This is a genomic window from Vibrio hepatarius (assembly GCF_043642085.1).
Taxonomy (GTDB): Bacteria; Pseudomonadota; Gammaproteobacteria; order Enterobacterales; family Vibrionaceae; genus Vibrio; species Vibrio hepatarius_C.
Genome location: NZ_JBHZSA010000002.1, coordinates 517,984 through 541,597 on the forward strand (window position 1 = coordinate 517,984; position 23,614 = coordinate 541,597).

Consider the following 23,614-nt stretch of genomic DNA (forward strand, 5'->3'; position numbering starts at 1 on the left):
CAAATAAAAGTATTCTTAACAAGCATTCAATCAATAATTCATTCGTCTTAGGCTGGGTTTCATGTCGTTTTCCATCGTCACAACTAATTGGTTCCGTGTTGCGTTACCTCTTCTACTGTTGACGTTTATTGCTTTTGGCATGAACAACGTGATTCTATTAACTCAGTCTAATTTGGGGATTGTTTCTAAACTTCCTTTCGTTCTGTTTGCAATTACCATTGTGTTGGCTAATGCCTTTAAGCAGAGCCGGATAGCTATGGTTGCCTGTGCACTAGCACTTTCGTACTGGGTCATTCAAAATCGATTACAGTCATCGCTCTCTTCAGGTACGACGATATTAGAGCTGTCACTTCTTGCGGCGCTTCTGCCGATTGCACTGCTTTTTGTCTTTACTTATCGTGACTCGACACTGTTTTCGCGCTCATTTGGTATATATCTAGTTACACTGTCACTATTTGTGTTTTGGTGTTACCTCATTCTCAGTCACTTTTATGATGGTGGGTTTGATAATATCGATGAAACCTTCCTATTTGTTCTGCCTGAGGTCTCTAAGCTGCCGTTTATCTTAGTGGTTTACTCGCTCGCTATGGTGTTGCTATTCGCGATCTGCGTGTTGAGCAAAAATCGTATCGTCGATGTTGTTATTTACTCGGCTACCCTTCTCGCATCAACAACGTTTGTCTTTTTCCACATTCCTCACATATCCAGCACTATGTTCTCACTGGCCGGTGTGTTGCTGTTGGTCTATTTGCTATCCGCCAGTTATGAGCTTGCTTTTACTGACTCTCTAACCGAGATACCGGGCCGCCTTGCTCTTGAATCTGACCTAAAGCACTTAGGCCGTCGTTATACGATTGCTATGCTTGATATTGACCATTTCAAATCGTTTAACGATACGTACGGACACGATACTGGCGATGAAGTTCTTAAGCTTGTTGCATCGAAGATGTCGCACATTGGCGGACGCGCAAGAATTTACCGTTACGGCGGTGAAGAGTTCACGGTGCTCTTTAAAGGAAAGTATGCTGATGAAGCGCAGGATCACTTAGAGCTACTACGTGCATCAATAGAAAATTACGATATGGTGCTACGAAACCAAGATGCCCGCCCTAAAGACGACAAGCAAGGGAGTAAGAAACGTGGCGGTAAAAAGGCCAGCGATACTGTGAATGTCACCATCAGTATTGGTGTAGCGGATAGTAGTGAGACATCAAAGGTTTCTGAAGTAATGAAGTCTGCCGATGATGCCCTGTACAAAGCTAAGAAAGCAGGTCGCAATAAGGTTTGTCTTGCTTAATCGACTTGGTTAAAGAACAAGACGATACTGCCCCCTTTTAGATTGCTGCCGTAGTTAATATTCAGTCCGATACCCACGTTATCAATCCAATCAGATTCAAACGGCGGCGTCATTAACCATCCTATCGAGCCCTCATAGTAATACGGTGTACCCAGTGGTGTACTGGTATCTCCACCAATATCGATACGTCTAAAGCTACTGTAGACCGACTGTACAGAACGACCTAATTTACTGACGTTATAGTAAGCTTCGATTCCATTGGCCATATACCAGCCCTCAGGGTTGCCTACGTCGCCGTAGTTGGCTTCACCCCATCCTTTGCCATAGAAGTAATGGTATGAAGACGTGACATTCCAACTGCCCCAATTTGTCGGTTTGTCGTATCTAAGCTCGGCGTGAGGCTCAACAGAGGCTGCCCAAGCGTCAGTATTGAAAATGACCTTGTCTAAAGCGGGTTTTACATTCTCATTAGAAAAGTCACTTCGATACTCGTGATTATTATTGAAATACTGCAGGTGCATACCAATACCTGGTGTCAGAGCCCAATGTTCTGATAGCTGGTAACGGAAGCGATAAGCAGTAAATGCCCCGAGGATGATCTCGTGTTGGAAATCATCTGCGTCTGATGGCCTGATCTCAAAATCCTGGCGTGAACCAAGAATTGAAAAACGAGTGAATATTTGATGCTTGTGAACCGCATCATCATCGCTTAGGTCTATCGTAAATGGGAGTGTTGAAACTGCGATTTGCTGGCGCAACTGAACCGACTCTTGAGAGCCGATATCTTCATTATCGAGGTTAAACCAATCATTTGGGTCAAAGTCATGAACCCCAACAGTGAAGACATCACTGTCAGTCAAAACAATGGCTGCGGAAAAAGCCTGTTCTAAGTAGTCTTGGAAGTGAGGGTTGCCTTTGGCTAAAGCAATCGGTGAAAAGCACGCTAACGACAAGCCTAGATAACGGCAAGATTTAAACGTTACCATCTAATCAAAATTCCAAATTCATTCGCAATTAGAGTAAGTTACTTGAAAATCGGGTTCAAAACAATCACTGATGACTATTGGTGAACGCTAATATATTGGTTCCGGCCAGCCTGCTTCGCTTGGTAGAGTTGCTTATCGACAAGCTCATAAATTTGTTCAATGCTCTCTTTGCCACTTGGAATAGTTGTGAACACACCCTGTGACACTGTCACTATACTGGCGACTTCGCTGTACTCGTGAGGGATGTTCGCCTCAGCTAGCGCAGACTGTATACGCGACGCATCTTTAATGGCCTTTTCCTGATCGGTATAGCCGAGAATAATCACAAATTCTTCACCACCGTATCGCCCAACAACTTCACCACTACGTACAAATAGATTGCTTAAGAGCTCCGCTAATAAAATTAAGCACTTGTCGCCTTCGATGTGGCCATAATTGTCGTTAAATAGCTTAAATTTATCTACGTCGAGCAATATCACGCTGAGTGGTAACTCATGACGCCCATGAAGCAGAATCATCTCTTGTAGCTTTTGATCGACAAATCGGCGATTTTTAACCTTAGTTAAGCCGTCCTCTTGTGCGAGTTGCTCAAGCTCTTGATTGGCTTTGGCCAGTGCTGCTGACTTTTGCTTAAGCTCTCGACGCATAAAGGCGATTCTTTGCATCGCAATCAATTTGGAGTTAAGGACAATTTTGTTGACGGGCTTTATTAAGTAATCATCGCCCCCTGCTTCGATTGCATTGGCGATCATTGAAGGTTCGTCGTGACTACTTAAGAAAATAATCGGTACCCACTCAGGGTATTGCTTACGAATTTGAGCTGAAACTTCAAAGCCATTCATATCTGGCATAGAGACATCGAGTAGTATTAACTCAGGTTCAAAATCACGATAGAGCTCAAGCGCACGGCGGCCAGAATCGGCCATTTCAACCGTATGCCCTAGCTGCTTTAATCGAATTGCCAGTTGAATACGTTCCATTTGAACATCATCAACCAGGAGTATCTTCATAGAAGAACCGCGTACATCCACTCTAATTGCTCCAAGGTTTGATAAAAAGAGTTACAAATAAGAAATAGGCATTAGATTAAAACTAATAAGAAATCACATGCTTAGACTAAAAATACTACACAATTACATAATCCTCCATTCAAGGTTGACATTTGGCGCCAATTTTTTACGATAACGCCGTCATATACACATATAAGAGAAGATCAACATGTCTGACGTTAATCAATCAGAACAACCAAAAGTAGATTTAGCAGAAGTTTCTGCAGAACTGCGTCAAGTTATTGAGTTTGACGGAGTACCAGAAGCAATGCACTACATGGTGACGTCAATCCATGATGTTTCCGAAGAAGCTGTTCGTGAAGCTTGGAACGAGCTACCAAATAGCGCACAAAACGTTCTAGACAACTTCGAACAATTTCACGCACTTATCTCAGTAAGCCAAGCATTTGCAGGCTTAAATGTGATGGAAGAGTTCCCAACACTGAATCTTCCACAAGACATGACTGAAGAGCAAAAAGAAGAGTACCGCGCTCAGCTGCTTGACCAAGTTTTACACAACTGTGTTAAAGACATGGTTAAACAAATTAAAAAAGCACGACGCGACCCAATTCTTAAGCGTGATTTCACGGACGTATTTGCTAAGTAAGCTGATGCAAATAAAGAAAACGCCGCTATATGCGGCGTTTTTTTAATGGGATAACACAATATCTTTCTGGGTAACACTCACCCCTTTGATCTGAACATAAACGCTCATACCCGGTGAGAGTTGCAATTCGTCTTTCGCCCATGCCGTCACTGTGGCATTCAAATGGCAGCTGTCAGCCAGTTCTATTTGCACTGAAACGCTCTGTCTTTCATGACCATGAGACTGAGTCTCAATTTGGCTGATCGTACCCTTAAGAATGTTTCGTATAGACGTCTGCTTTGGCTCTTCTAACATCAATGAAACGTCGTTGGCCCTCACTTGTAGTCGCACTGAGGAGTCAATATCACCATCAATTTTTTGCACCCAAAGCGTAATGTTTTTGGCTAACTCAATTTGAGATAAAGCATACTCTTCGTTATGACGAATCAGTTTGCCTTCAAACAGCGTACTTTGCTCAGAAAAAGATTGCCAAGGGCGCATGGCTTTCGATGCCCATACTTGCTCTATAGGCCCCGCTATCGCCACTTTACCTTTTTCAATGATAACTAAATGGTCAGCCAGTCTCAGCACCTCATTTAAGCTGTGAGACACATAAACAATGGGAATTTCGACCTGCAAAGCCAGTTGTTCAAGAAATGGCATCACTTCTCTCTTACGTGGCAAATCCAAAGAAGCTAGAGGTTCGTCCATTAAAAGAATATCGGGCTTAGACAGTAGTGCACGACCAATAGCAACGCGCTGTTTTTCCCCACCAGATAACTGATTCGGATAGCGTTCAAGCAGTGGCTTTAAGGCCAATAAGTGCGTTATTTGCTCGAAATGCTGCTCATCGTGAGCTTTCACCCCGTAGGTCAAATTGCGTTTAACTTTGTAATGAGGGAATAACCGCGCATCTTGAAAAACGTATCCAACGTTACGCTTAAAGGTTGGAATATCGACCTTTCGCTCAGAATCATAAAGTGTGGCGTTGTTTATTTGGATCAGGCCAGTGCTTGGTTTGCTTAATCCGGCGATGACGTTGATTAAAGACGTTTTGCCAGCACCTGAACGACCAAATACGGCAGTGATTCCTTTCTCTGGCAACTGTAGGTCAATATCAAAATCTAGCACCCCGAGGCGCTGTTTATACTGAATGGTTAAGTGACTCATTTAGCTCCTCCTAAACGACGAGCCGTAACACGACTCAATTGTTCGGAAGCAATCAAAGACGCTAAAGCAATCACGATCGAGATAATACATAGGCGCATTGCTTCTGCTTCAGAGCCAGGTGTTTCAATAAAGTTGTACATTGCGAGTGGAATTGTCTGAGTCTCACCAGGGATGTTAGAGACAAAGCTGATAGTTGCACCAAATTCGCCTAGACTACGGGCAAAAGCCAGCATGGTACCAGTGATAATTCCCGGGATAGTCAATGGTAAAGTAATCGTGAAAAAGATCTTAATGGGAGATGCTCCAAGGGTCGCCGCGGCTTGCTCTAACTTCGTATCAACCGACTCTAAGCTCAAGCGAATTGAGCGCACCATTAACGGCAATGCCACCACAATGCAGGCTAATACCGCTCCTTTCCAACTGAATGAGAATACAACGCCGAAGTATTGGTACAGCCATTCACCAAGAAACCCTTGGCGTCCCATTGAAATCAGTAACAAATAGCCGACAACGACAGGAGGAAGCACGAGAGGCAAATGAATCAAGCTATCAATGAAGCTTTTACCGTAAAACTCCTTACGAGCTAACAGCCAAGCTAACCCTATTCCTAAGGGGATAAGCCAAACAATCGCGTAAAAGGCTACCTTTAAGCTAAGTATCACTGCTTGATATTCGTACTCGGTCAATATTTCCATTGGTTATTGCGTACCTTGATTAAATCCGTACTTTTTCAGTATCTCTTTCCCTGCCTTTGAATGAACAAATTGGGTAAAGTCCACCGTTGTTGGCTCACTGTTCATGATAGCCATTGGGTAAATAATGGCGTCATGGCTTGTTTCAGGAAGGCTAGCGACAACTTGGACATTGGGACTCGATAAGGCATCTGTCTGATAAACGATGCCAAGTGGCGTTTCTTTGCGCTCAACTAGCGTTAATGCAATCCTAACGTTCTTTGTTGGGGCTAATTGACGCTTAAGCTGTGACCAAACATTCAGTGATTCTAGCGACTGCTTTGCATAAATACCGGCTGGAACCGCATTAGTCTGTCCAATTGCCAAACGTTGGCCGTTTAGTGCTGATTTCCAAGAATTCTCGTTAGTGACATCGAGTTCAATTGCAGTGGCTGCGATAACAACAAGCTTATTGGTTGCAATATTGGTGACGTTGTCACCTGAAATAAGGTCTTTGTCGACCAAGTAATTCATCCATTTCGTATTTGCAGCGATAAACACATCAACCGGCGCACCTTGCTCTACCTGTCTAGCTAACGAAGAGGTACCACCATATACAGTGGTCACTTTTACCTTGTTATTGCTTTCATAAACATCGACTAATTCATTAACAGCATTCGTCATCGATGACGCTGCATAAATTCGAAGTTGCTCTTGCGCAGATAATGACGCGCAAAATAGCAGCGCAGCCGTACCAATAATATGGCGAAATTTGGTTATTTTCATTTAATCTTTTAATTGTGGCCAAAGAACATTGAGTTTGAGATGGCTTTCAATTGCATCTGCTATGCGGTCAATGGCTTGTTGTTGATTGGTTTGATGATCAATCTGAGCGATGTTATCAGCGCCTGCCCAGCGGCAAATATCATTAACCGCTGCAGGAATATCGAAGATACCATGTAAGTAGGTACCAAACACTTGATTGCAATCACTAATTGCCCCGTCCGCTTGTCCAGACTGCAAATAAACAGGCGCCTTTGATTTCACCTCGGTGATACCTGCATGGATTTCATATCCGCGCACCGGGATATCTGAGCCATTTAGATTAAGTTGACCTGTGACATTAGTCAGTGTTTTATTAGGTTTGAGTTCGGTTTCCGCTTCCAAATAGCCAAGTCCGGTCGTTGAGCCGGCTTCGCCTTCAATCCCCTGTGGATCATGAATCGCCTGCCCCAACATTTGATATCCACCACAGATGCCCATAACTTTACCGCCGTAGCGCAAGTGACGCTGAATGTCTTGATCCCATTTTTGACTGCGGAGATAGTCCAAATCGCTTCGGACCGCTTTAGAACCTGGAAGTATGATTAAATCGACATTTTTTATGCGTTCGCCATTACCGACATACTGCAAATCGATATCTGGATTGACTCTTAACGCATCGAAGTCAGTGTGATTACTGATTCTTGGAAATACAGGTACCGCAACCCTTAGCTTGGTCTCTTCGCCGGTAAGCTGCTCTGCGTTAATCGCATCCTCAGCTTCGAGATCAAAACCATGAATGTATGGTAGGACGCCAATAACAGGCTTGCCTGTTTTTTCTTCCAGCCAATCAAGCCCAGGTTGTAGAAGAGAGATATCGCCTCTGAAACGATTTATAACGAACCCTTTTACGCGCTGTTGTTCACTTTCCGATAGAAGTGCCAACGTACCGTACAGATGGGCAAATACGCCGCCTCGGTCGATATCTGCCACGATTATCACGGGAACATCAGCCTCTTCAGCAAATCCCATGTTGGCGATATCATTTTCGCGCAGGTTTATTTCTGCTGGGCTCCCTGCTCCTTCAATCAATACCGTGTCATATTGCTGCTGTAAGATCGAAAAAGATTCCATAACGACAGGAAGAGCGACTTTCTTATACGATTGGTAGCCAATAGCATCTACGGTTGTCGTTGCCTTTCCTTGAAAGATTACTTGTGCGCCCATGTCCGTATGGGGTTTAAGCAACACTGGATTCATATGAACACTTGACTCAATGTTGCACGCTAGAGCTTGAACGGCTTGAGCTCGGCCTATTTCACCACCATCCGCCGTGACTGCACTATTGAGCGCCATATTTTGTGGCTTAAAGGGGGCGACATTTACCCCCTTTCGCGCTAACACACGGCATAATCCTGCCACTAACACACTTTTTCCGGCATCAGAAGTGGTGCCTTGTACCATTAATGCTTTTAACGTCGACTGCATTCCGTTTCAAACTCAATAAACATTTGTTCTGCTTGCCATAATAGCGGCTTTTATAGCAATGACTCAACAAGATGAATCGAATATGAACCTTGTCCTCAGTATCGATTCAACTTCACTCTGTTTTAATAGCTCCATCGAAACAAACACTACCGAATAAAACAGAGGAAACCTCAATGAAAAAAGTAATTTTAGCGACTGCTGCAACCATCATCCTAGCTCCAACATTGGCGATGGCAAAAGACGACGACAGAAACCATCAATCCGCGATCCAATATACGGGTCCTGTTGAAGTAGTAACGGTAGACTCATTACTTAAAGACACAAGTATGTTTACTGAGAAGAACGTTGTGGTTGAAGGTGTACTTGTGCGTCAATTAAAAGGCGATACGTTTATCTTTTCCGACGGTAAAGGCGAGATTCAAGTTGAACTAGACGATGATATTCACATGACTCAACCTCTTGATCATACGACTAACGTACGTCTATTTGGCGAATATGAAGGCGGAAACACCCCGGAAATTGAAGTAGATCGTATCCAAGTATTATAAATCGCCTGAATTAGTCTTTCGATTAAGTTATTATTGGCTTGCTTATTGCAAGCCATTTTTATAACTACATTTTAATGTTAGTCGGAGACTACTTTTGAAAAAAATTATCTTGGCCAGTGCCTTAGCGATCGCAGGCATCAGCGGAAATGTTCAAGCAAACAATTTTAACTACAACTACCTTGAAGTGCGTACCGCCATTGGTCCAGAAATGACTGGGGTAGAATTTAGTACACTCTTTACTGATAACTCCCACTTCATCGTGCGTGTAGACAGCCAGTTTGACAGCGATTACGACTTAGCGGGCGGTATTGGTTTTAATGGCCCAGTAAACCAATTTGTAGACGTATATGGTCAGCTACTTATCCACCAAGTGAAGCTTACGGAAGAAGCCGGTGGCGACAGCAATACTCAAGCAGAATTCAACATCGGTTTAAGAGCTTGGCTGACGAATCAAGTAGAAGCTACGGGGCGACTTGGTCGTAACGACGACTCTTCTGTTTTCCACGCAGGTGTTCGATTCCATTCGACAGAGCAACTATCGCTTTCTGCAGAAACTCGTAACAACGGTCTTTACGGCCCTCAAGTTACGATGTCAGTTCGTTTCCAATACTAAACCATTTCGGCTACTCATAGTCGAGTAGCCACCTTATCGAAAGATTGGATACGCTCGCATATATTGGGAGGACAAGTTTTACCGATATATGACCGCGATACATAAGCTATATAGCTTACTTAGATAGAATAAGGCCCTGACTAGCAATAGTCAGGGCCTTATTGTTATCAGATTGATTTAACGAACGACGATTTTTCGTGGGATAAGCTCAACGCCTGTTTGGTATCGTTTCGACGCCGCATTTAGCGCGAGCGCCATTGCACTGTCGGCGATAAGCTCAAACTGCTGAGGCAATGAATTGATTTTCATCGGCAGAAAATCTAACAGTCGATTGTCACCGAACGTGGCAATTTTGATTTTCCCTGCCAGTTCAGGACGTTCCAGAAGCACATCAAGCACCCCTTCTAGTAGCGTGTAAGAGGTAGTGACAATAGCATCAGGAACGGTATCACTTGCTACCCATTGATCGAGTACGCGCTTGCCTTCACTGCGGTTAAAGTGATCGCCATAGCCGATTATTGACGTAATTGCGTGGTTCTTTGCAGCAGAAGCAAAGCCAAGTTCGCGTTCCTTTGAGATGTTTAGCTCTGGCAATGCTCCAATAAGTCCAATTGAAGTGACATTGTCACTAATAACGGATGAAGTCAGTTCAAATGCACCACCAAAATCTTCACTGATAACGCAGCAAAAGTGCTCATCATCTAAAGGACGGTCGAGCGCAATCACTGGTGTGCCACTATTTTGAAGGTTTACATAATAGTCGCTGGCCTCTGGGATGACGCTTGCTACGAATAACGCATCCACTTTGCGACTGACCAATGCACGCACCACGTTTTTCTCCGTTTCCGGATCATCATCAGAACAGGCAATCAATATTTGATAACCGGCTGAACGTGAGTTTTGCTCTAGTAGCTTGGCTAAACGTGCGTAACTGGTGTTTTCTAAATCGGGAATAATCAGCCCAAAGGAACGGCTATGCCCCGCTCTCAAAGTACTTGCGGCAAGATCCGGACGGTAATTGTGCTCTTCTACTACGGCCATTACCTTACGCTGAGTCTTTTCACTTATACGGTATTTTTGCGCTTTTCCGTTAATCACGTAACTCGCTGTAGTTTTTGAAACCCCCGCTAATTGGGCTATTTCATCGAGTGTCATATCACAAACCTCTTTATTGTGCGCTGGATCATAATCCGCCACTTACGATCTTTGACGAAGTTGAATTATAAGCTGAAACGATTCAGTATAAAAGCTGAAAGGATTCAGCAAGGCTAATAGAGTGACAAGAGTCACCTATTTGTTTCTTCTTTCAACCCGACAGGAAACCTGTTGTTTAGGTGATTGCTGAATCCTTAATTTATTTTCTTTTTGCTGAATCGATTCAGTTATATTCAGCAAATGAGTTCGAAGCTGATTACCGACCGTGTAATTAGTATGTTTTTAGAAAGCTGGAGAAGCCACCATGCTTAAGTTGTCCACTAGCGATATTACGCTTGCACAAGCTGCAAATGACAAATACGAGGCAATTCGTAACGTTGCGCGTAGCCTTACCACTAACGAACTGGTCGATGAAGGCTATGTAGAAGGAATGCTGAATCGCGAAAAGCAAAACTCGACTTTTTTAGGCAACGGCATTGCCATTCCTCACGGGACAATTGAAACAAGACCTTTAGTTAAACAAACGGGTGTGGCAGTTCATCACTACCCTAATGGTGTCGACTGGGGGGACGGTAACATTGTTTACGTTGCAATCGGTATTGCAGCTAAGTCTGACGAGCACTTAGGTATTTTGAAGCAATTGACCAAAGTTTTGTCTGCGGACGGTGTAGAGCAAGCGCTTAAAACAGCTAAGTCTGAGAATGAAATTGCTGCCCTACTACTTGGTGAAACGCAATTTGAAGCCGAACTTGATGCTTCGCTTGTTCAACTAAACTTTCCAGCAAGCGATATGGTTCAAATGAGCGCGGTTGCCTCTGGATTGCTAAAAAATACAGGCTGTGCTGGTAGCGATTTTGTCGCTGATATCGTCGCCAAAACACCGACTCATCTAGGCAAAGGGTTGTGGCTAGTAGGCAGTGACAAAGATGTAACTCGTACCGGCGTTTCATTTGTCTCTACCGCTAACGATTGTTCACTTCAAGGCACTCCTGTTCGTGCTTTGATTGCATTTGCTGCTTGCAATAGCTCGCACAGTTCAATCCTACAAAACCTGTCATCAATCGTTTTTGAGAACAAACAAGAAACTCTGATTAACGTATCAACTGAGCAAGTTATTGCTCTGTTAAACGGTGAAACCGTAAGCGCGCCAAGCAAAGAAAATGACGAAAACACTGCGGTATTTACGATTAAGAACGCTCATGGTTTACACGCTAGACCAGGCGCAATGCTGGTAGCAGAAGCGAAGAAATTCGAATCCAATATCCGTGTTGCTAACCTAGATGGTGATGGCAAAGAAGTGAACGCAAAAAGCTTGATGAAAGTAATCGCATTGGGTGTCAAACATGGGCATCAACTTCAGTTCAGTGCTGATGGCGAAGATGCTGTAATGGCACTTGAGTCGATCGGTGTTGCCATCGCATCTGGCTTAGGCGAAAGCTAAGGGTATCTCATGACTAAAACAAATAAAGTTGTGACAGTAACACTGAATCCAGCACTCGATTTAACAGGCTCTATCGAGATGTTAAGCGCTGGTGCAGTGAACCTAGTTTCTTCAAGTAATCTCCACGCAGCGGGTAAAGGCGTCAATGTTGCAAAGGTACTCAGTGAGTTAGGTGCAAATGTTACGGTCACTGGCTTTTTGGGAAAAGAAAACCCAGAGCTATTCCATCAGTTATTTGCCCAGATTGGTGTAACGGACCGTTTTGTCGAAGTTGCAGGTGCGACGCGCATCAACGTCAAACTGGTTGAGAAGAATGAGCAAGTAACGGATATCAACTTCCCTGGCGTGACCGTGTCACAGAGTGATATTACACGCTTTGAAGAGACTTTGTACGCACTCGCTGAAGATCATGAGTTTTTTGTCTTTGCAGGTAGCCTTCCGGGTGGCGTATCTCCTGAGCTGTGTGCGTCTTGGATTTCAGAGTTACGTAAACGCGGCAAGAAAGTGCTGTTTGATAGTAGCAAAGCTGCGCTACGTGCGGGCATTGATGCTCAGCCATGGTTAATTAAACCCAATGACGAAGAACTTAGTGACTTCATCGGCACCAAACTCTCAACGGCAGACGAGTGTAAATCAGCAGCGCAGAGCTTAAGCAGCAAAGGTATCGACAACATCGTGGTATCGATGGGTAAAGATGGCGTCATGTGGCTTCATGAAGGTGAATGGATTTCAGCTCAGCCGCCAAAAATGAAAGTCGTGAGTACCGTTGGTGCCGGAGACACATTAGTTGCAGGGCTTTGCTGGGGCCACATGCAAGAGTTACCAAAAGAATCATTAATTCGCTTCGCCACTGCACTATCAGCACTTGCTGTTAGTCAAGTTGGCGTGGGCTTAACCAGCCAACAAGAGCTGGATGAGATCAAGAGCAAGACACAAGTTCAAGCACTTGACTTAGCAACAACTCATATCGAGAACTAAGGAACAAAGGTTACCATTATGAAATTAGCAATCATTACTGCGTGCCCTAGTGGCGTAGCCAATAGCATCTTAGCAGCGGGTCTATTAGAACAAGCGGCTAAATCACTAAACTGGGACGCGAAAATTGAGTGTCAATCATCAGTCATGGACTCTGCAGTCCTTAGTGCTGAAGAGATCGACCAAGCCGATGTTGTGATTATTGCGGCAGACAAAACTATCGATACTAGTCGTTTCGTCGGTAAAAAAGTGTATGCGGCTTCAATAGAAAAAGTTGCGGCTGATTCAAAGGCTTTTTTACAGCACGCAGTTGAACATGCCAACCTACTACAAAAATCAGATGTGCAAATTGAGTCGACTCAAATTCAAGTCACTAGCGAACTGAAGAAAATCGTCGCGATTACTGCTTGCCCTACAGGGGTTGCACACACGTTTATGGCTGCAGAAGCACTTGAAGAAGAAGGCAAGAAACGCGGTCATCAAATTAAAGTTGAAACCCGTGGTTCAGTTGGCGCAAAAAACCAGCTGACTGACCAAGAAATCGCTGATGCAGACCTTGTGATCATTGCAGCAGATATTGAAGTGCCCCTAGACCGTTTTGATGGAAAGCTAATGTATCGCACCAAAACGGGTCCGGCACTTAAAAAGACATCTCAAGAGATGGATAACGCTTTCTCTAAGGCTACTGAATATAAACACAGTGGTGCAACAGCTTCAAATAACACTGATGAAAAGAAAGGCGCGTATAAACATCTAATGACCGGTGTTTCTCACATGCTACCCGTCGTAGTTGCTGGCGGCTTGATCATCGCCCTCTCTTTCGTGTTCGGCATTGAAGCCTTTAAAGAAGAAGGCACATTAGCGGCAGCACTCATGACAATTGGTGGTGGTTCTGCGTTCGCACTGATGATTCCGGTTCTTGCTGGTTACATTGCATTCTCAATTGCTGACCGTCCGGGTCTAGCTCCTGGCTTAGTGGGCGGTATGCTTGCAAGTTCAACTGGTGCAGGCTTTTTAGGTGGTATTGCAGCAGGCTTTATTGCAGGTTATGCGGCGAAGTTCCTAGCGGATAAAGTGTCGTTACCACAATCAATGGAAGCTCTAAAACCAATCCTGATCATTCCTTTTGTTGCCACGCTATTCACTGGTTTGGTGATGATTTATATTGTTGGCGGCCCTGTATCAGGCGTGATGAACGCATTGACTGACTTCTTGAACAACATGGGATCTGACAGTGCTGTTCTTTTAGGTCTACTACTTGGCGCAATGATGTGTTTTGACTTAGGTGGCCCTGTAAACAAAGCGGCATACGCGTTTGGTGTTGGCCTGTTGGCATCGCAAACTTACGCACCGATGGCTGCAATCATGGCTGCGGGTATGGTCCCAGCTCTAGGCATGGGTCTAGCGACATTCATTGCAAAGAGTAAATTTGAGAAAAGTGAGCAGGAAGCAGGTAAAGCATCATTTGTTCTGGGTCTATGCTTCATCTCAGAAGGTGCTATCCCATTCGCAGCCAAAGACCCTATGCGCGTAATTCCTGCATGTATGGCTGGTGGCGCGTTAACAGGTGCACTGTCTATGTTGTTTGGCGCAAAACTTATGGCACCTCACGGCGGCTTGTTTGTATTGCTGATTCCAAATGCAATTACCCCTGTCTTCATGTATCTAGTTGCTATTGCAGCCGGTACAGCGGTGACAGGCTTCAGCTACGCATTCCTTAAAAGTAAGGCAAAAACGAATGAAGTTGCTGCATCAGCACTGTAATTCATAACCCCCAAGATAAAAGCACCTACTGCAGGTGCTTTTTTTGTATCCGTTTACACACATAGCAACAGATTGCTATGTGTGCATAGGAGATGACATACTCAATAGCTATATACTCAACAAGGCTCACAGTAAATGGTATAAAATATGTGTATAGTCGTCGGCTACTGATTAATTTGAAGTTTACATCGATATAATGCGCCAACGCAGTTCCAAATTTGTTCTTCAATCTATCGCCGTATTTAGCGTATTGGCGTTCGTGCCCTTTTTATACTTTTTCAATCAACTCTCCTTAATTGAGCTTAAAACCGAATCCAATATTGAGCAGCAGAGCCGCAATAAACTCGAGTATTCAAAGGTTGAATTACAGTCTTCGTTAGACAAAATGTCTGCGTCATTACGCTACCTTTCTCACAACAACATACTGTTGCAAGCTGTGACCAACCCATCAGAAGACAATTTGGAAGCCCTCCAAGATTTCTGGGTTCTGATTGCACGCACTCAAGGGTATTACTCGCAACTTAGGTTTATTGATATCGATGGTAATGAGGTTGTTCGTATTAATAGTGGTAACAACTTCATCGAGCTTGTTGAAGCAGAGCATTTACAAAATAAGAGTGATAGAGACTATTTTGAGTACGCTAGAAACTTAGGAGACCGCGAGGTCGGTACGTTTGGCATCGATCTAGAACAAGAAAATGGTGATCTGGTCTACCCGTTAACTCCTACCTATCGCGTCATCTACCCTATTTCATTTGATGGTGAACGCTTAGGCTATTTTGTAGCCAATTTAGATATCGTCAGAATATACAACAAACTCGCTTATAAAAATCGCGCTGTCAATTTGCCGAAAATAGCCACTCAAGAAGGCTATTACTTAATGACACCAATAGGCACCGACATTATGGGGCATTTGGTTTATGAAAATCAGGAAATGAACATAGCCAAGCAATACCCAGCGCTTTGGAGTAGCATTCAACAAAGTGACTCAGGAACAGTAAAAGATCAAGACGGTTGGCTTTCTTACACTAAAACTCAGATAGATAACGTTGATAAAATCAGCAATATGATTCTTTTTCTCAAAACTGATTTTTCTGAAGCAAACGCGTTCACACAAGATGAAAGGCAAGAGCTATATCAGCAAGCAACTTTTATTCTGATCATATTGTTCCTATTAACCTTTACCTTCGTTACATGGAACTATAACCACGAGAAAAACAGTCTAGACAGTAAAATTGCGCGCGCAGCGATGAACGGTATGTCTGCGGTGATCATTACTGATCGCAACAATCGTATTATTCAGGTTAACGAAGAGTTCACACGTGTCAGTGGATTTGAGTTAGAAGATGTTAAAGGTCACAAGCCTTCACTATTTTCATCCGGTAAGCACTCACAAGAGTTCTACTTAAAGATGTGGAAGCAGCTAGAAAATACCGGTCTATGGGAAGGTGAAGTCATCAATAAACGCAGAGATGGCTCACTTATCACTCAGATACTGCGTATCCAAACAGTAAAACACAATAGCGATACGATTCAGTTTTATGTTGCGTCATTCGTTGATATTTCTCATCGTAAAGAGCTCGAAAACCGTCTACGCGCTTTAAGTGAAAAAGATTCCATGACGTCACTTTGGAATCGTCGCAAATTTGATTCTGAAATGCAGACTCACACAGCGCGTGCGAAACGCTATCAAAACCAAGCTGAATCTGTTCTTGCGCTTATCGATATAGACCACTTCAAACGTGTCAATGACCGGTATGGGCATGACAAAGGCGACGCGGTCATCAAGCAAGTAGCGCGTTCGATCGAAAAACAGTTAAGGGAAACCGACTTGGTTGCGCGTATTGGTGGTGAAGAGTTCGCTCTTATCCTTCCTCACACTGGTTTACGAGAAGCAGAAGTCGTGTTAAATCGAATTCGTATTGCGGTAAATTTAGAAAGCGACTTAAACATCACTGTCAGTGCCGGGCTTACCGAAATTTGTTCGCACCAAGATGAAACCTATAAACGCTCTGATATTGCACTCTATGAATCAAAATCTTTAGGACGCGATAAAGTCTCTATCCTGTCGATGACTGAAAATGATTCAATTGCTTAAGCGTCATCAGATTAAATCGAAAAAGGCCTTGGATATCCCCAAGGCCTTTTTATTAGTGTTTGACTATCATTTTAACTACTGTGGACAAGGAACTTCATCCCAGAACCAGTTTGATTGCGTCGGAGACTCCCAAGTACCTGGGTTGTTCTTAGCAACGAAACATTGGCCGTTATAACTGTATGTGTCACCGTTTGTTGCTTGAGTAACACCTGGTTCCCACGCTGTAACGGTTCCAGAGCCTGTGTTACCGCCAGTGTCTCCTCCGTTACCACCTGTATCACCGCCATTACCTGCTGATAAATCCGCTAAAGGTAAGTCTGGTTGTTCGAACTTAAATGCGTAATCTACCCCGTTAATATTCACCGTGTAGTTAGCAGGACCTGAGATCGGTAGGTAATACACCATATCTAACTCGTAAGTGCCACCAGCAGGTAGATCTTTCCAACTTGGTAAGCTGAACGCAACGCGGTGCATTGTTCCTTCTAGCCCACCAATGTTGTTTGCTTTTGTATGACCAGAAGCAATAACTTTAAGGCCACCACCTGACTGGTCTTTTGCATTATCTGGCGCCGAGACTGGAATATCAAATTGGAACTCAGTACCACCAGGGATCGCTTGACCACTGTTGTTAGTGAACGTCACTTTCGGGTTAATTGGATAGTTCTGATCGCCAACTTTAAAACCGCCGATTGAAACGGAGATATCAACAGCTTCGGATGGGATTGCACCTGTCGCGATCTTATTGCCATAAGGGGTTGCAGACTTAAACTTATCGTAGATAGCTTTCGTCATGGTATTACCCATATGGTATTCACCAGTACCCGATTTACAGGCCTGTTCGCTAACATCGACGTTAATACGCTGACCATTAGCATCGAGTTCATAACAGTTATAGTCACCTGCTAGTTCCCAGAACATGATACCGCCGATCTCTTTATCAATAACGTAATCCGCTTTGACGCTGACAGAGGCTTCATCTTCCGTCGATAGGAATACGCTCTTCTCTGCGTTCCATAGCCATGGCGCTACCGCCACACTGTCATAATTACGTTGATACGTACCGACGAGTCGATCCGTCGGATCATTCACAGGATCTAGTTTATAGGCGTCGCTGTAGCTACCCCAAATACCATTTTCTAGGTTTTTCGCATGCCACATTGGTCCTGAACCTGCGCCCATTTCGTTGCCGTTAGGGTCTAGGTCATGCCACATATTGTCGATGCCCATTGCACCGTTACCACAGTTGTTCTTCTCACCTTCACCTGTACCTTCCGCACACTGGGTTTGATCAGGTAGCGCTGCGCGGCCCCATAGGCCATTTGTTCCGCCTGTGACACCTTGCCAACCGCGAGTATAGTATGGAACACCAATGTTAATGCGCCCTGCAGGCATTGAACCACGGAAGTAGTGATAAGCCCAGTCGGTATTTAGGTAACCAATACCACCATAAGCCGCGGTGCCGTATACGTTCCACTGCGCTAACTCTGAATCTTCACCTGTATCAAACAGCGCCGCATTGTGACCAACATGATCATTCCAAGCTCCGTGCAAGTCGTAAGACATAATGTTTACGTAATCGAGATACTTAGTAACATCAAATGTCTCCATACCACGTAGCAAGTAACCTGATGACGGAGCCGCAATGGTTAGCATGTAGTGAATGCCATCTAGAGCTGAAGCTGCATCGAGTTTTTCACGCAGTACTTTCATCAGTTCTTGGTATGATGCCCATAGATATTGGCGACGTGGCTCCATAAACGCCTTATCATACGGATTACCAGCCCCTGCCATTGAGGTTGGGTATTCGTAGTCAATATCAAGACCATCGAATTTATAGGTACGCATCATTTCTACGGCAGATGCCGCAAATTTCTCGATACCCGCATGGTTAATAGAGCCATCTTCATTAGTGGTCATTGTATAGAAACCACCATCCGCGACTCGGTTTCCATCAGCGCCAAAGTGGCCACCGGTTTCAGCCCAACCACCGATAGAAATCAGCGTCTTGACACCGTAGCGTTCTTTGTATGTTGCCAATGCACCAAAGTGCCCTTTGAAACCTAGGGTTGGGTCGATGTTTACCCCAGCCCACTCTTTGCCTGTTGCAGCGTTATTTGGATCGTTAACGTCGCCTAGGTTGACCTTACCGTCCGAGCCAATACCCACAAACGCATAGTTAATATGAGTTAGTTGCTCCCAAGGAATGTCTTTAACCAAATAAGCCGCTTGAGGATCATCCCCCGCACGCCAACTTGTGAAGTAACCTATCACGCGTCTAGGGTGATCCGCTCCCATCAATTCACGGCCTTCTTCGTCGTAAGTCGTACAGTATGGAACGTCAACACCTTGTGTTTGATAAAGACCATCCGGTCGACATGTCGCCACGGTTGGCGCGCTGTTTACTTTAAGAGAAGTTGATGCAGAATTGGTTGACGCGCCTAAGTTATCGGTCGCCTTCGCGTAGACAGCTAGGTTACCTGATTGAGTTGTTGTGTAATCGAGCGTGTAAGGCGCAGTTGCGACAGTGCCAACTAGCGTACCCGCTACGTAGAAATCAACTTTCTCGACGCTTCCATCGCTATCGTCAGCCATTGCGCTTAGAGCAACTACGCTTCCTAACTCCACTGAAGCCGCAGACAGAGTAAGGTCAACGGTTGGCGCAATGTTGTCTGGATTAAGCGACGTAACCGTAATATTTACATCACTCGCAACGCTCTGCGCACCTTTATCGTCGTAAGCGACAGCCGTGATTTTATGGTTACCTTGGATTGCAGTCCAAACGGCAGCATATGGCGCAGATGTGCTCAGAGCAATGACTGCATCATTCAGTAAAAACTCAACTTTAGTTATTGTTCCATCGATGTCTGCTGCATCTGCAGACAGAGGAACGACATCGCCTTCTGCAATACTATCTGTCGCTGTAGGAGAAGTAATCGTAGCGCTAGGAAGTTCATTACCACCCGTCGCATCACAACTGCCAATCTCTTTCCATGGTCCCCACTCGCTTGCCGTCTGAGCAGGGTCATTGGCTTGAGTCCAGTGGTTTGCTTGATAAGCATTTCCTAAGTATTCAACCTGGTCTCCAGAATTGTAAACTGTCGTTGATTCCCAAGTACTTAACGTTGAACAATCAACAGCCGCGTAGCTATTAAATGCCATCAAGCACGATGCGCTCAGGGTACTTAGCGTAAAGACTCTTTTTGCTGCATTCCTTTTTGATAGGTGCATATTGCGTTATCCTTAAGTTATTGTTTACACGTAATAAAAGTGGAATAAAGATCACCACGAACTTAAATTACTCAGTGAAATAACATTAGATAACAGCCGCAGAAACACACGTTTAAAATCGTTAGACTTCAAATTCACTCGCAAATCCAAGTGTCACTTTTGCAACAATGAGACGCTTATTTTGCATCAATAACTAATAACTGATTTATTTTACTTATAAAAAATAAGCCCCTTCACCGAATCGATGAAGGGGCTTGGTTAGAAGATTGACTAGATCTCCTATAGGGGTCTTTAGAGCTTTGCTCTTATTTCCTCTAGTATTACTTAAAGAATTTTCAAAAAACACTGCAAACTTGTAAAATCCAATTTCCTCTTTTAACAAGTTTTGTCGTTAATCATCAGCCGTTGCATTTATTTCAGTCGGCGTTTGATTAAAATGTCGCTTAAATTCGCGCGAAAACTGCGATGTACTGTTGTACCCAACACTTCTTGCCGCGACTCCTACCCGAACTCCCTCTAATTGAATTAGCTCTCGCGCTTTGTTTAATCTTACTTTCTTCATGTATTGAATTGGGGACTCAAGGGTTACATCTCGAAAAGCTTGGTGAAATGCTGACACACTCATGTTTGCTTGTTGCGCCAAGTGCTGAACGGTCACCGTTTCATGGTAGTTGTTATGTAAAAACTCCAGTGCTTTTGCAACTCTCGCGTAATGACCATCATGTCGTGCTAGATCAAACAACACTTGCCCTTCTGAACTCATCAAGGCTCGATAGGCCAGCTCTTCCATTAAGCTATCCGCCAAAATTTCCGCTTCTATCGGACAACATAATGCTTTCATAATGCGCTTGCAGACATCAAGCATTCCATCATCCATTTTTACAGCGCCTAAGCCTGCTCCTACGCAGCGTTCGTCATGTGGCTTATAGCAATGTAGTGATTCCAGTTTGTTGACAAGCCGATGAAGAACTTGCGGATCAATGCTGATACTCAAACCTAGTAAAGGCTCGCCGTTATCAGGAAACGACTCACATTCCAATGGCATTGGCACGCCGACAACTAAATAGTCTTCAGAACCATACCGAACAGGCTTATCCCCTAGGTAGATATTCTTATGCCCTTGCCCGAGAACAATCACACCAGACTGATAAACAAAAGGCTGGCGGTTGTTTCCCTTACTGCTGCGATAGAAGAATACACCTTCAATTTTGGTCTTTGAAATCCCTTCAAGGTTCTCTAGTTGGTTTAACTCAACGTATTGCTGCATTAAATTAGCTAGCGACATTAGCACTCCACAAAATGTAGTAATAGGCAATAATATTAGAGAAATTGGCCTTTTATGATTATAAAGTCAAGACTAATATGCACAATACAAACTCAGCATGTATTCACATAGAACTGAAAGGCACCCTATGAAATTTACCTATGTAAACCCTACCCAAATCCAATTCGGTCAGGGACAAATTCAAAGTATTAATTCGATTATTCCTCAAGGCAGCAAGGTTATCGTGATTTACGGCGGTGGCTCAATCAAACGAAACGGTGTTTACGACCAAGTTAGTGCAGCGCTTGAAGGCTACGATTGGGTAGAGTTTTCTGGCGTAGAGCCAAACCCAACTAAGGAAACGCTCGACAAAGCGGTTTCCATTGTTAAAGAAAAAGGTATCGACTTCATTCTGGCTGTCGGTGGCGGTTCAGTGATTGACGGTTCTAAATACGTTGCAGCGGCGTCTCATTACGATGGTGATGGTTGGGATATCATGATCGGTAAGCACCCTGTTTCGTCTGCCGTTCCGCTAGGTGCCATTCTGACGCTACCTGCAACAGGTTCAGAGTCGAATATGGGTGCTGTAATCACTAAAGCAGAGACTCACGACAAACTTCCTTTCATGACGCCATACGTACAACCAAAATTTGCCGTGATGGATCCTGATGTGATGAAAACGCTGCCTGAACGACAGCTTGTCAATGGTATCGTCGACGCATGGGTTCACGTCTGTGAGCAATACTTAACGAATGTTCACGGCGCTATGGTGCAAGATGGCTACGCTGAAGCATTGCTTAAAAACCTAAAGAAACTGGGTGAAGAGTTCGAAAGTCGTGACAACGATGCGTGGCGTGCAAACCTAATGTGGAATGCCAACCAAGCGCTTAACGGACTAATTGGTTCTGGTGTTCCTCACGACTGGGCAACACATATGATTGGTCATGAGTTTACTGCCCTTTGGGGAGTTGATCATGCACGTTCACTTGCTATTGTTCAGCCATCACTACTTCGTAATCAATTCGCAGTGAAAAAAGCCAAGCTTGAGCAAATGGGCAAAAACGTATTTGGATTGACAGATTCAGACACGCTTGCTGAGCAAACGATCGATGCGATTGAAGCCTTCTACCAATCACTCGGGGTTACTACAGAGTTTAATGAATACCAAGGTAGTAAAAACGATGCTGTTGAAGCGGTAGTGTCACAGTTAGAGCAGCATGGAATGGTAGCATTAGGTGAAAATCAAGCGATTACCTTAGACCAAAGTCGCAATATTCTCGCAAGCGCTATTGCGTAACAGATCGCCAATCATTACTCTAAAAAAGCAGCACTTGCTGCTTTTTTTTTGAGAGAAGGTTTATGTGGATAGCGATTTGCCTGATATGTTTCATTCATATCTGGAGCATTGATAGAAAAAATAGAACGATTTTCTATCTGACTAAAGCAACTCCTATCCTAATGATGGCCTATCTCGTGTTCTCTTTCGAAGGCCATACAAATCAAACTTACGCACTTCTAATTGGAGCGGGCTTACTGTTTTCAAGTATTGGTGACCTCTTCCTGATGCATCCAAAAGACAAGTTCATTCAGGGATTAAGTGCGTTCTTCCTCGCCCATATTGTTTACACCGCAGCATTTTTTAATGAGACCACTAGCTTTAACTACACCACTTTAAGTCTTTTGCTTGCGATTGGGGTCATCGTCTATTTGTTTCTTTTGCCCACACTCGGCGAGATGAAGATCCCTGTTGCCGTTTACAGTATCGCTATTCTATGGATGGCCTGGGGAGCGATCGAGCTGTGGTCAGCTTCTCCGTATATTAGTGCCGCCTATGGAGCACTTGGAGCAATTGTGTTTATCGCGTCAGATTTAGTATTAGCCATCGACAGATTTCGTAGTAGTTCCGCTTTCTCACGACACGTGATTATGGTGACTTACTACACCGCACAAGCGCTTCTGACCTTATCTGTATTGAGTTAGCACTGAGGCTCTTCTACATGGTAGCGGTAAATAAGGTCGTCATAATAGTGTTCGCCTATTTTGTACGCGTCTTTTTCACGCTCAGCTAGAGAAAACCCCGCCTTTTCAAGCACCTTACACGAAGCAATGTTCCCATCCGTAACAATCGCGTTGACGGTATCTATTGGGAAACTGTCAGTCATATAGTCAATGAGGCCGATCAAAGATTCAGTGCCGTAGCCTTTACCGTGAAACTCAGGAAGAAGCAGATAACCAACTTCCACATGACGATCATTTTGTTCTGAAATACATAGACCTGTTACTCCAATCGCTTTTCCTGTCTGCTTTTCCCTTATCACTAAACATAACCAATGATTGCTCGGCCAAGACCATACTGGTAAACGTGATTCAAAGCGTTCGCGAATAGCTGTGACAGACGGTTTATCAAAAGCATATCGAATGACTTCGTCATCCTGGTGTAAACGTTCGAATAGCGCCCAATCTGCTTCTGAGATTTGGGACATGTTTAAATGACTAGTTTCAATTACGTACATTAAAGC

General features: G+C 44.1%; 20 protein-coding genes. 10 read left to right on the forward strand and 10 right to left on the reverse strand.

What is annotated here, in order from left to right; translation table 11 throughout:
• Positions 1-61: 61 nt before the first annotated feature.
• On the forward strand, positions 62-1,297 hold the full coding sequence (locus ACHUFZ_RS05395) for a GGDEF domain-containing protein (RefSeq protein ID WP_394126229.1): 1,236 nt from the start codon (positions 62-64) through the stop codon (positions 1,295-1,297).
• Here ACHUFZ_RS05395 and ACHUFZ_RS05400 read toward each other — a convergent pair.
• Entirely contained in the window at positions 1,294-2,283 is a 990-nt protein-coding gene (locus ACHUFZ_RS05400) for a Solitary outer membrane autotransporter beta-barrel domain (protein ID WP_394126230.1), read from the reverse strand. The two genes, ACHUFZ_RS05395 and ACHUFZ_RS05400, sit on opposite strands and share 4 nt — an antisense overlap.
• Positions 2,284-2,357: 74 nt before the next feature.
• On the reverse strand, positions 2,358-3,293 hold the full coding sequence (locus ACHUFZ_RS05405) for a GGDEF domain-containing response regulator (protein ID WP_394126231.1): 936 nt from the start codon (positions 3,291-3,293) through the stop codon (positions 2,358-2,360).
• A 208-nt stretch (positions 3,294-3,501) separates the two neighbouring features.
• Here ACHUFZ_RS05405 and ACHUFZ_RS05410 point away from each other — a divergent pair, with 208 nt between their 5' ends.
• Positions 3,502-3,939: a DUF3069 domain-containing protein gene (locus tag ACHUFZ_RS05410; protein ID WP_134834709.1), complete on the forward strand. Its 438-nt coding sequence runs from the start codon at positions 3,502-3,504 to the stop codon at positions 3,937-3,939.
• Positions 3,940-3,981: 42 nt separating this feature from the next.
• Here ACHUFZ_RS05410 and modC read toward each other — a convergent pair whose 3' ends face one another.
• From modC to ACHUFZ_RS05430, 4 genes are read right to left on the reverse strand one after another with little or no spacing between them, the layout of a single operon-like run.
• The gene (modC, locus tag ACHUFZ_RS05415; RefSeq protein ID WP_394126232.1) at positions 3,982-5,088 is read right to left on the reverse strand and encodes a molybdenum ABC transporter ATP-binding protein ModC; all 1,107 of its coding nucleotides are present in this window, start codon (positions 5,086-5,088) and stop codon (positions 3,982-3,984) included.
• On the reverse strand, positions 5,085-5,783 hold the full coding sequence (gene modB, locus ACHUFZ_RS05420) for a molybdate ABC transporter permease subunit (RefSeq protein ID WP_394126233.1): 699 nt from the start codon (positions 5,781-5,783) through the stop codon (positions 5,085-5,087). Before modB ends, modC begins: the two co-directional genes overlap by 4 nt.
• Positions 5,784-5,786: 3 nt before the next feature.
• Complete coding sequence (gene modA, locus ACHUFZ_RS05425) at positions 5,787-6,545, reverse strand: molybdate ABC transporter substrate-binding protein (protein ID WP_394126234.1); 759 nt, start codon at positions 6,543-6,545, stop codon at positions 5,787-5,789.
• Complete coding sequence (locus ACHUFZ_RS05430) at positions 6,546-8,009, reverse strand: cobyric acid synthase (RefSeq protein WP_394126235.1); 1,464 nt, start codon at positions 8,007-8,009, stop codon at positions 6,546-6,548.
• Positions 8,010-8,182: 173 nt separating this feature from the next.
• Here ACHUFZ_RS05430 and ACHUFZ_RS05435 point away from each other — a divergent pair, with 173 nt between their 5' ends.
• Together ACHUFZ_RS05435 and ACHUFZ_RS05440 are read left to right on the forward strand one after the other, a co-directional pair.
• Positions 8,183-8,557, forward strand: coding sequence for a YgiW/YdeI family stress tolerance OB fold protein (locus tag ACHUFZ_RS05435; protein ID WP_394126236.1), 375 nt, complete (start codon positions 8,183-8,185; stop codon positions 8,555-8,557).
• Between the two features lie 94 nt (positions 8,558-8,651).
• Positions 8,652-9,170, forward strand: coding sequence for a hypothetical protein (locus ACHUFZ_RS05440; protein ID WP_134834714.1), 519 nt, complete (start codon positions 8,652-8,654; stop codon positions 9,168-9,170).
• 177 nt (positions 9,171-9,347) lie between these two features.
• Here ACHUFZ_RS05440 and cra read toward each other — a convergent pair whose 3' ends face one another.
• Complete coding sequence (cra, locus tag ACHUFZ_RS05445) at positions 9,348-10,325, reverse strand: catabolite repressor/activator (protein WP_394126371.1); 978 nt, start codon at positions 10,323-10,325, stop codon at positions 9,348-9,350.
• Between the two features lie 304 nt (positions 10,326-10,629).
• Here cra and fruB point away from each other — a divergent pair, with 304 nt between their 5' ends.
• From fruB to ACHUFZ_RS05465, 4 genes are all read left to right on the forward strand, one after another.
• Positions 10,630-11,766: a fused PTS fructose transporter subunit IIA/HPr protein gene (gene fruB / locus ACHUFZ_RS05450; RefSeq protein ID WP_394126237.1), complete on the forward strand. Its 1,137-nt coding sequence runs from the start codon at positions 10,630-10,632 to the stop codon at positions 11,764-11,766.
• A gap of 9 nt (positions 11,767-11,775) precedes the next feature.
• Positions 11,776-12,744: a 1-phosphofructokinase gene (pfkB, locus tag ACHUFZ_RS05455; RefSeq protein WP_394126238.1), complete on the forward strand. Its 969-nt coding sequence runs from the start codon at positions 11,776-11,778 to the stop codon at positions 12,742-12,744.
• 18 nt (positions 12,745-12,762) lie between these two features.
• A complete protein-coding gene (gene fruA / locus ACHUFZ_RS05460) occupies positions 12,763-14,505 on the forward strand; it encodes a PTS fructose transporter subunit IIBC (RefSeq protein ID WP_394126239.1) in 1,743 nt (580 codons plus the stop codon).
• A gap of 196 nt (positions 14,506-14,701) precedes the next feature.
• Entirely contained in the window at positions 14,702-16,603 is a 1,902-nt protein-coding gene (locus tag ACHUFZ_RS05465) for a sensor domain-containing diguanylate cyclase (protein ID WP_394126240.1), read from the forward strand.
• A 75-nt stretch (positions 16,604-16,678) separates the two neighbouring features.
• On the opposite strand, the gene ACHUFZ_RS05470 is transcribed toward ACHUFZ_RS05465, so the two are convergent.
• Complete coding sequence (locus tag ACHUFZ_RS05470) at positions 16,679-19,831, reverse strand: chitinase C-terminal domain-containing protein (protein ID WP_394126241.1); 3,153 nt, start codon at positions 19,829-19,831, stop codon at positions 16,679-16,681.
• 391 nt (positions 19,832-20,222) lie between these two features.
• Positions 20,223-21,116 carry an AraC family transcriptional regulator gene (locus ACHUFZ_RS05475; RefSeq protein WP_134834721.1) on the reverse strand — a complete coding sequence of 298 codons (894 nt, stop codon included), beginning with the start codon at positions 21,114-21,116 and terminating at the stop codon, positions 20,223-20,225.
• A 127-nt stretch (positions 21,117-21,243) separates the two neighbouring features.
• Between ACHUFZ_RS05475 and ACHUFZ_RS05480 the strand changes: the two genes are divergently transcribed.
• Positions 21,244-22,392: an iron-containing alcohol dehydrogenase gene (locus tag ACHUFZ_RS05480; protein ID WP_394126242.1), complete on the forward strand. Its 1,149-nt coding sequence runs from the start codon at positions 21,244-21,246 to the stop codon at positions 22,390-22,392.
• A 62-nt stretch (positions 22,393-22,454) separates the two neighbouring features.
• Complete coding sequence (locus ACHUFZ_RS05485) at positions 22,455-23,075, forward strand: lysoplasmalogenase (RefSeq protein WP_394126243.1); 621 nt, start codon at positions 22,455-22,457, stop codon at positions 23,073-23,075.
• On the opposite strand, the gene ACHUFZ_RS05490 is transcribed toward ACHUFZ_RS05485, so the two are convergent.
• Entirely contained in the window at positions 23,072-23,608 is a 537-nt protein-coding gene (locus ACHUFZ_RS05490) for a GNAT family N-acetyltransferase (protein WP_394126244.1), read from the reverse strand. The genes ACHUFZ_RS05485 and ACHUFZ_RS05490 overlap by 4 nt on opposite strands.
• Between the last annotated feature and the right edge of the window lie 6 nt (positions 23,609-23,614).

Coding starts and splice junctions, on each gene's coding strand:
- ACHUFZ_RS05410 (WP_134834709.1), top strand. CDS start 3,502: ATGTCTGACGTTAATCAATCAGAACAACCAAAAGTAGATTTAGCAGAA.
- ACHUFZ_RS05480 (WP_394126242.1), top strand. CDS start 21,244: ATGAAATTTACCTATGTAAACCCTACCCAAATCCAATTCGGTCAGGGA.
- fruB (WP_394126237.1), top strand. CDS start 10,630: ATGCTTAAGTTGTCCACTAGCGATATTACGCTTGCACAAGCTGCAAAT.
- ACHUFZ_RS05475 (WP_134834721.1), bottom strand. CDS start 21,116: ATGTCGCTAGCTAATTTAATGCAGCAATACGTTGAGTTAAACCAACTA.
- ACHUFZ_RS05465 (WP_394126240.1), top strand. CDS start 14,702: ATGCGCCAACGCAGTTCCAAATTTGTTCTTCAATCTATCGCCGTATTT.
- ACHUFZ_RS05405 (WP_394126231.1), bottom strand. CDS start 3,293: ATGAAGATACTCCTGGTTGATGATGTTCAAATGGAACGTATTCAACTG.
- ACHUFZ_RS05395 (WP_394126229.1), top strand. CDS start 62: ATGTCGTTTTCCATCGTCACAACTAATTGGTTCCGTGTTGCGTTACCT.
- ACHUFZ_RS05430 (WP_394126235.1), bottom strand. CDS start 8,009: ATGCAGTCGACGTTAAAAGCATTAATGGTACAAGGCACCACTTCTGAT.
- modA (WP_394126234.1), bottom strand. CDS start 6,545: ATGAAAATAACCAAATTTCGCCATATTATTGGTACGGCTGCGCTGCTA.
- modC (WP_394126232.1), bottom strand. CDS start 5,088: ATGAGTCACTTAACCATTCAGTATAAACAGCGCCTCGGGGTGCTAGAT.
- ACHUFZ_RS05470 (WP_394126241.1), bottom strand. CDS start 19,831: ATGCACCTATCAAAAAGGAATGCAGCAAAAAGAGTCTTTACGCTAAGT.
- cra (WP_394126371.1), bottom strand. CDS start 10,325: ATGACACTCGATGAAATAGCCCAATTAGCGGGGGTTTCAAAAACTACA.
- pfkB (WP_394126238.1), top strand. CDS start 11,776: ATGACTAAAACAAATAAAGTTGTGACAGTAACACTGAATCCAGCACTC.
- ACHUFZ_RS05400 (WP_394126230.1), bottom strand. CDS start 2,283: ATGGTAACGTTTAAATCTTGCCGTTATCTAGGCTTGTCGTTAGCGTGC.
- modB (WP_394126233.1), bottom strand. CDS start 5,783: ATGGAAATATTGACCGAGTACGAATATCAAGCAGTGATACTTAGCTTA.
- fruA (WP_394126239.1), top strand. CDS start 12,763: ATGAAATTAGCAATCATTACTGCGTGCCCTAGTGGCGTAGCCAATAGC.
- ACHUFZ_RS05485 (WP_394126243.1), top strand. CDS start 22,455: ATGTGGATAGCGATTTGCCTGATATGTTTCATTCATATCTGGAGCATT.
- ACHUFZ_RS05490 (WP_394126244.1), bottom strand. CDS start 23,608: ATGTACGTAATTGAAACTAGTCATTTAAACATGTCCCAAATCTCAGAA.
- ACHUFZ_RS05435 (WP_394126236.1), top strand. CDS start 8,183: ATGAAAAAAGTAATTTTAGCGACTGCTGCAACCATCATCCTAGCTCCA.